This window comes from Endozoicomonas sp. ONNA1 (assembly GCF_024606325.1).
Classification (GTDB): domain Bacteria; phylum Pseudomonadota; class Gammaproteobacteria; order Pseudomonadales; family Endozoicomonadaceae; genus Endozoicomonas_A.
This window is the reverse complement of the sequence record NZ_JAHHPN010000975.1, coordinates 1-1,550: the sequence shown is the minus strand read 5'-3', so window position 1 is coordinate 1,550 and position 1,550 is coordinate 1. Positions and strand designations below refer to the sequence as shown.

Here is a 1,550-nt window from a genome sequence, read left to right as displayed (position 1 = left end):
TATTCGACTTGAGTTGGAGCGTCAGTATGTTGCTCAGGGTCGTTACGGTGCGAGAATTACCGCTGATGTTGAAGCTCAGCCTCGAAACCGGGTCAAGCTAACGATTAATGTCAAAGAGGGAAAGGTCGCGACCATTCAACATATCAATGTTGTTGGTAACACGGTTTTTCCTCAGCAAGATGTGCTAGATCTGTTTGAACTTAAAGAATCTCACTGGCTTTCATTCTTTGGTTCCAGCGATAAGTATTCCCGTGAAAAGTTATCGGGTGATCTGGAGCGACTCCGCTCCTATTACCTGGACCGTGGTTACATCAACTTTAATATTCGCTCCACCCAGGTGTCGATCAGCCCAGACAAACAAAGTGTCTTTATCACAGTGAATATTGACGAAGGCGATAAATACACAATTAGTGATGTCAAGCTGGCGGGCGACTTAATTATCCCTGAGGAAGAGGCCAAAAGCCTGTTGCTGGCCAAGCCTGAACAGGTATTTTCCCGCCGTGTGATTACCACAACAGAAGAAATTCTGAGCAGGCGTCTCGGTAATGAAGGTTATACCTTTGCCAATGTGACGGGTATACCTACTCCGGATCACGAAAAGAAGACCGTTTCCCTGACTTTCTTTGTTGATCCCGGTAAGCGTGCTTATGTTCGCAGGCTTAACTTCTCTGGAAATACCAAAACCGAAGATGAGGTTCTGCGTCGTGAGATGCGTCAGATGGAGGGGGCTTCTGCGAACACTCAGAAAATTGAGCAGTCCAAGGTGCGTCTTGAGCGTCTGGGTTTCTTCAAGTCAGTCAATATTGAAACACCTCCGGTTCCCGGAACCAGTGATCTGATCGATGTAAACTATACCGTTGAAGAGCAGCCTTCGGGCAGTATTTCAGCCAGTGTGGGTTTCTCCCAGTCTGATGGTCTGTTGTTGGGTGGCTCTATTAGTCAGAACAATTTCCTGGGGACGGGTAACAAAGTATCTGTGGGTCTGAACAAGAGTGATGTCAGCCAGCTTTATAACTTCAGTTTTACGGATCCTTACTTCACCGTAGATGGTGTGAGCCGTGGTTTTAACTTGTACCATCGTTCTTATGATTACAGTGATACAGATATTTCGAACTACGCTGCAGACACGACCGGTGCGAATGTTAACTTTGGTTACCCGATTTCGGAAACTCAGTCTATCAGTATGGGGTTGGGTGTTGATGCTACCAGCATTACAACGGGTTCAGAAACACCGGATTATATTCTCGACTATTTGAAAGAGAATGGTGATAGTTTCACAAACATCAAATCGACGCTGAGCCTCCACCTCTTTCTCACCGGGCGTCATGGTAATGCTCCGGAGACTACCCTTTCGCTCAATTTCTAATTGCAGTGTTTTGCCAGGGTGACTACGAATCAGGTTAACCCATGCCAGCCAATCCTGTACAGGCTCACCATTGGTTTTGAGGATTTTGTCACCCGTCTGAAGGCCCGCCTGCTCGGCAGCACCACCCGCTACAACCTGACCGATAACGGCTGGTATTTGAGGTGAATAGGGGACAATCCCCAGC

1 protein-coding gene and 1 pseudogene are annotated in these 1,550 nt (G+C 47.3%); one reads left to right on the top strand and one right to left on the bottom strand.

The genetic code is table 11. The annotated features are described in order from the left end of the window. Positions 1-1,366 (top strand): outer membrane protein assembly factor BamA (bamA, locus tag KDK19_RS23550; RefSeq protein WP_257293077.1); only part of this gene is annotated, 1,366 nt, incomplete at its 5' end. Positions 1,367-1,387: 21 nt separating this feature from the next. On the opposite strand, the pseudogene KDK19_RS24685 reads toward bamA, so the two are convergent. Then, positions 1,388-1,510 (bottom strand): annotated as a pseudogene (locus KDK19_RS24685) (PDZ domain-containing protein); the annotation flags it as partial. Positions 1,511-1,550: the final 40 nt, after the last annotated feature.